The 5,649-nt window shown below is 74.8% G+C and carries 3 protein-coding genes and 1 tRNA gene; 2 read left to right on the top strand and 2 right to left on the bottom strand.

Features of this window, described 5'->3' with window-relative positions; all coding sequences use genetic code 11:
• Window positions 1–342: 342 nt before the first annotated feature.
• The gene (locus tag ACFV6I_RS34430; protein ID WP_380342883.1) at window positions 343–1,086 is read right to left on the bottom strand and encodes a GPP34 family phosphoprotein; all 744 of its coding nucleotides are present in this window, start codon (window positions 1,084–1,086) and stop codon (window positions 343–345) included.
• 298 nt (window positions 1,087–1,384) lie between these two features.
• On the opposite strand from ACFV6I_RS34430, the gene ACFV6I_RS34425 reads away from it, so the two are divergent.
• Window positions 1,385–3,637: a hypothetical protein gene (locus ACFV6I_RS34425; protein WP_380429711.1), complete on the top strand. Its 2,253-nt coding sequence runs from the start codon at window positions 1,385–1,387 to the stop codon at window positions 3,635–3,637.
• 168 nt (window positions 3,638–3,805) lie between these two features.
• Here the strand turns inward: ACFV6I_RS34425 and ACFV6I_RS34420 are convergent, their stop codons facing one another.
• Window positions 3,806–5,338 (bottom strand): glycosyltransferase family 39 protein, encoded by a 1,533-nt coding sequence (locus ACFV6I_RS34420; protein WP_380429709.1) that lies wholly within the window; start codon window positions 5,336–5,338, stop codon window positions 3,806–3,808.
• 165 nt (window positions 5,339–5,503) lie between these two features.
• Here ACFV6I_RS34420 and ACFV6I_RS34415 point away from each other — a divergent pair.
• Window positions 5,504–5,579 (top strand) — tRNA-Arg (locus ACFV6I_RS34415).
• Window positions 5,580–5,649 lie beyond the last annotated feature (70 nt).

Genomic DNA, 5,649 nt, shown 5'->3' with positions numbered 1-5,649 from the left:
CCATTGGACGCCCTCGCGGGCGGCGTGGGGGGGGGGGGGGGGGGGGGGGGGGGGCCGCGCGGCCCCGGCCCCGCGCCCCCCCCCCCCCCCTCCGTGCTCCTGGTGGTGCGGATGCTGCTTCGGTGGTGCGTCGGGTCCTTCAGCGCCGTTGCTCAGCGCCGTCGGGCGGCGTGAACGGGGCGGCGCGCGCCGTCGGGGGTGCCGCCGGGCCCGTGGTGCCCCGTCGTGCCGTCGTGCCCCGTCGTGCCCGCTGTCACGGGCCGTACGGGCGGTGCGGGCCGCACGCGCCGCGCAGGCCGTACGGCGATCGGTGCGGCGTCCCGCGCGCCCGGGCGGTCCCGGTCAGCGGACGCCGACCCGTGAGGCGGTGACCCGACCGGAGCCCCGGCCGGCCGCGCGGGCGCCGGAACGCCCGGCGCCGGTCCCGGCCCCGGAACCCTGGGAAGAACGGTTCTGCTGCGCCGGCAGGCCGTTCTGCACGTCCATCACGGCGTGCGCGACCATCCCGCCCAGCGGGTCGTACCGGATCAGGTCGCGCAGCCGCGACCGCGAGGACCGGCCCTCGTTGCCCGGATACAGGTGCTTGCCCAGGCCCACGGAATGGGCCAGGGCCGCCAGTGCGGCCGTCCGCGGGTCCGGCGGCACGCCGGTGCGGATGGCGGTGTCCAGCCGCTGTTTGATCGCGGCGTTGGTGCAGTCGTCCGACGCCTGATAACGGGTCGTCGGCAGCACCCCGCACACCTGGCCCGGCACGGCCGTGACCATGCCGCAGCGCTCCAGGTGCGCCAGGTAGGTCTGCCGCAGCCCCAGCCGGGGCCCGCCGATCCAGTGCGCCGCGCGGACCGGACTGCCGCGTCGGCGCAGCAGTTCCAGTGCGTGGTCCAAGGTCGGGTCGCCGGTCGGCCGTGCGAGCACGACAGCGATCCGGTCTCCCTCCGGTACGATCCGTCCGGCCAGGGACAGCTCGACGAGCTGGGCCCCGGCGAGTCCGAGGTCGAGGGTCTGCGGCTGCGCCGTGGTACCCGTGGTCGGGTCCAAAGCGAGCAGCAAGAGTTCCTCGGGAACAGTTCTGCGGCTCTTGCCCATCCAAGCCTCCCCGCGTGGATGAGAGACAGGGTGACGCCTCTCACACGGGCTTGTCGAGTACGCCTCCGAATCGTGACCTTGCGGTGGAGGCGGGGAACCGGGGGCGGCGGGCCCGGCGTCTGACCGGTGAACAGACCGCAGTACGCCCGTGCGACGGCAATAAGCGCCGGTCGGGCGGGGTGTGCGCAGCCGGATCGGCCGGCGGTGGCGGAGACTGTACAGGTACACGGGGGGGGGCGTCGGCTTCCCGAAATCGGGTCTGCCGGTGCCCCGCCGGGCGTTGAGGAGGCTGGGATACGTGGGCGAGTCCCCCGACAGGGTGCTGAGGGACGGCGAGCGGGCGCAGGAGCGCGAACGCGAGCGGACCGGGACGGCCGCCGGCGCGGGCCCGGACCCGGACGGTGCTCCGGACGGCAACGCGAACGGCACCCGGGAGGCCGAGACCGGCCCCGGCGACGCGCCGGCGGCGGGGGCCAAGCGCGGCTCGACCGTACAGCTCCGTGTCCGGGATGTGGACAGCAAGACCACGATGCTGCGGCTGCCGGTGGACAGTGCGACCACCGCGCTGCGGCTGCCCGAGGAGCTGACCAAGCCCGCCGATGGCGGAAGTTCCGAGGGTGAGGCCGAGGAGGCGGAGGCCGCGACGGCCGCCGACGGCGAGGAGAAGGCGGCCGGGCGGCCGACCGGAACCGACCCGCGTCTCACGATGCGGACGGCTGCGGCGGGCGTGGGAGCCGTGGCGGGGAGTGCGGAGAAGGACGCGGAGAAGGGGGCGGGGGAGGCCGGCGAGAAGGCCGCCTCCGAGGGCGACACGCCCGAGGCCGCCGCGCCCGCCGAGGCCGCCGCGCCCGCCGAGGCCGCCGCGCCCGCCGAGGCCGCCACGCCCGCCGCGCCCGAGAGCGACGAACCCGACGAGGCGGCAGCCGAGCCGGCCAAGCCCGAGGCGCCGGAGGACCCCAGGCTTCCGCGCGCCGCCATGGCCTCCGCCTCCGCGTCCGGCACCGTGCCGGAGCCCCCGGCACCGACCCCGGTGCCCGAGCCCTCCCCGCTCCCGGAGCCGGTGCCCGAGCCGCACCCGGCGCCCAAGCCCCTCCCCGAACCCGAGCCGCAGCCCGGTCCGGAGCCGCTACCTAAGCCGGCCCCCGCCCCCGTGCCCGGCCCCCCCCCGGCCCCCGAGCCGCTGCCCACCCCCGACCCGCGGCCGGTGCCGCCCGTCCCGCCGCTGCCGAAGCCCGAGCCGCTGCCCCTCCCGGAGCCGCCGCCCGCGCCGGAGAACACCGCCGAGGCGATGGAGGTCCTGGCGACCCTCAACGCGCGCCCGGTCTCGCCGCTGCGCCGCGCGCTCAAGCGGATCACCATCTGGACGGCCTTCCTCGCCGTGGTGCTCGGTGCGGCGGTGGTGGCCCAGCTGCTGCGCCCGCTGCCGGACGCCAAGGTGCGGATGTCCGCCGCGGGCAGCTTCAGCTTCGCCGGCGACCCGCTCGACCTCGCCTGGCCGGCCAAGGGCCAGTCCGCCGCCGAGGTGGTCGGCGTCGGCAGCCTCGGCAGCTCCGGGCAGGAGACGCCGTCCGCGATCGCCAGCGTCACCAAGGTGATGAACGCCTACCTGATCCTGCAGAAGTTCCCGCTGAAGAAGGGGGAGAGCGGCCCGAAGATCACCGTGGACAAGCAGGCCGCGCAGGAGTCCGGCAACGTCGACGAGTCCCGGGTCACCCTCACCGAGGGCCAGGTGCTCACCGAGTACCAGGCGCTGGAACTGCTGATGCTGCCCTCGGCCAACAACGTGGCCCGGTTGCTCGCCCGCTTCCACTCCGGCTCCGAGGAAGCGTTCGTCAAGCTGATGAACGAGACGTCGGCCAAGTTCGGCATGACCAACACCACCTACGCCGACCCGGCGGGCTTCCTCGCGGACACCAAGTCCACCGCCAAGGACCAGCTGAAGCTGGCCGAGCAGGTCATGCAGGACGAGATCTTCCGGCAGATCGTCTCCACCCCGGAGACCAGCCTCAACAACGCGAAGATCTCCAACACCAACAACCTGATCAACCCGAAGACCGGGGTCATCGGCGTCAAGACCGGCTCCAGCACCCCGGCCGGCGGCTGCCTGATGTGGGCCGCCTACAAGGAGATCGGCGGTGTGAAGCGGCTGATCATCGGCGTCACCCTGGGCCAGCAGGCCACCTCGCCCAACCCCGGCGACGGCATCCTGCCGACCGTGCTCAAGGTCAGCGGCAAGCAGATCCAGGCCGCGCAGGGCGGCCTGACCGGCCAGACCGTGGTGAAGAAGGGCGACGTCGTCGGCACCGTGGACGACGGCCTCGGCGGCAAGGTCCAGGTCGTCGCGACCAAGGACCTCGTGGTGGCCGGCTTCCCGGGCATCACCGGCACGGTCACCCTGGACGCGGCCAAGCTCGGCCACACCGCGAAGGCCGGCCAGGAGGTCGGCCTGCTGCGGGTGGGCGCGGGCGACGACAAGACGGAGGTCCCGGTGGCCCTCCAGTCCGACCTGAACCCGCCGTCCATCCAGTCCCGGCTGATGCGCACGCTCTGAGCCCGCGACGACGGAGGGGGAGCCGGTTCGCCCGGCTCCCCCTCCGTCGTGTTCCCGTGTGTTCCGGGTGATGCTCGTCAGCCGTCGCGTGTTCCAGGGCCGTCCCGTCAGTCGCCGCGCGCTCCGGGTGGGTGCTCGTCAGCCGCCGCGCGCTCCGGGTCTAGCTCGTCAGTTGTCGCGGTCGAGCAGCGCGACCGTGAACCCGCCGAGCGGCGTGACCTGGTCGGGCGCCCCGTACTGCGTGCGGAGAGCCTGCGCCTGGTCCTCCGGCATGGTGGTCAGCGGGTCCTCGGTGTCCCCGAGGACCAGCAGCCAGATCCGCGCCGCCTGCCCCAGGCAGGCCTCCGGCTGCGGGCACGGCGTCGGCGACAGCTCCTCCGCGTCGTCGGCGCTCTGCGCGACGAACACCGGGTACGGGTGGACGTCCGACGGCAGGTAGTAGCTGACGCCCGGCCACACCATCGACCAGGCCTGGTTGCCCAGCGGGGCCGCCATCCCGTCCCCGGACCGGTAGCCCGCCGCGATCACCCCGGCCGCCGCCCGGAACGGCTCCTCCGACCCGTTGTGCGAGCCCACGTAGCGCACCGCGGGCTGCTTCGGCAGGGCGGCCACGGCCGGGACGGCGAGCAGTCCCAGCGCCAGCAGTCCCACCGCCGCCCTGGCCGGTCCCGGAGCACGGAAACGTTTCGCCCAGGCCGCCGCGACGCCGTACACCGCGCCGACCCCGCCCCCGGCCAGCACCGCCCACGCGGGCACCGTGAACAGCAGGTACCGCTCGATGAAGTACGAGGTGCCGCCCTGCGACACCACCCACACGCCCACCACCGGCAGCCCCGCGAGCAGCAGCGCCTGCCCGGCCTGCACCCGCCGGCCCGGCAGCAGCAGCACCGGCAGCGCCAGCAGCACGAAGGCGTAGAACACCGTGTGCGAGCCGAACAGGTGCTGGCCGAAGTGCACCAGGCCCCCGAGGTTCGGCTTCTCGATCCAGCCCAGCTGCCGGTCCGACTGCCGGCTGCCCAGCAGCACCACCGGCAGCACCGGCACCGCCGCCACCCCCACCGCCACCGGGTACTGCCACAGCAGCCGCCGCTCCGCCGCCCCGCGCGTTCGCCACAGCTGCAGCAGCACCAGCGCGGCCTGCCCGGCCACCGTGCTGAACGAGATCAGGTGCCCGGCGCCGGCCACCGCCATCGCCGCGCAGTACGGCGCCCACCGCCGCCACGTCGGCCGCTCCAGCGCCCGCACCAGGAACCAGGTGGCCGCCGCGATCGCGAAGGTCACCAGCGCGTACGCGCGCGCCTCCTGCGCGTACCGCGACACCTCCGGCGGCACCGCGAACAGCAGCCCCGCGCCGACCGCCGCCACCCGGTTGCCGAACAGCCGCTCGGCGGTCAGCGCCACGAACGCGGCCGCCCCCGCCATCGCCAGCACGGAGGGTATTCGCAGCGCCACCACGGAGTCGCCGAACACCGCCGTCCAGCCGTGCATCAGCAGGTAGTACGCCCCGTTGCTGGCGTCCACGTGCTGGAGCAGCCGGAGCAGGTCGCCCAACGACCGGGTGGCCACCGTCCAGGTCGCCATCTCGTCCCGCCACAGCTCCGGCGTCCCCAGCCGGTACCCGCCCACCGCCAGCATCACCACCGCGGGCCACACCCACACCTGCCCCAGCAGTCGCACCACCGGGTGCCCAGCAGGTCTCATCGGGTCCTTCGTCTCCTTCGCACGGCGTGGCAAGGCGGTCGAACACTTTTCCGGCAGGCTACTTGACCCGCCCTGACCCCTCGTCGGCACCCGCACCCCCAACCGCCACACCCACCCCACCCCCGATCCGGTAGGCTGTGGACGGCCTTGTCGCAGACGGGCCCCGCCTCAGTAGCTCAGGGGATAGAGCACGGCTCTCCTAAAGCCGGTGTCGCAGGTTCGAATCCTGCCTGGGGCACCAGAGACGCGTGTGTCGGGGGGGGGGGGGCGCCCCCCCCCCCCCCCGCGGGGGGGCGGGGGGGCGCGCGCGC

The sequence above is a fragment of the Kitasatospora sp. NPDC059803 genome (genome assembly GCF_042732255.1).
Classification (GTDB): domain Bacteria; phylum Actinomycetota; class Actinomycetes; order Streptomycetales; family Streptomycetaceae; genus Kitasatospora.
The sequence above is the reverse complement of the archived record's forward strand: the minus strand, read 5'-3'. Positions and strand labels throughout refer to the sequence as shown.

Bases quoted from the DNA above. Each gene is read 5' to 3' on its own strand.
- ACFV6I_RS34430 (WP_380342883.1), bottom strand. From the start codon at position 1,086: ATGGGCAAGAGCCGCAGAACTGTTCCCGAGGAACTCTTGCTGCTCGCT.
- ACFV6I_RS34420 (WP_380429709.1), bottom strand. From the start codon at position 5,338: ATGAGACCTGCTGGGCACCCGGTGGTGCGACTGCTGGGGCAGGTGTGG.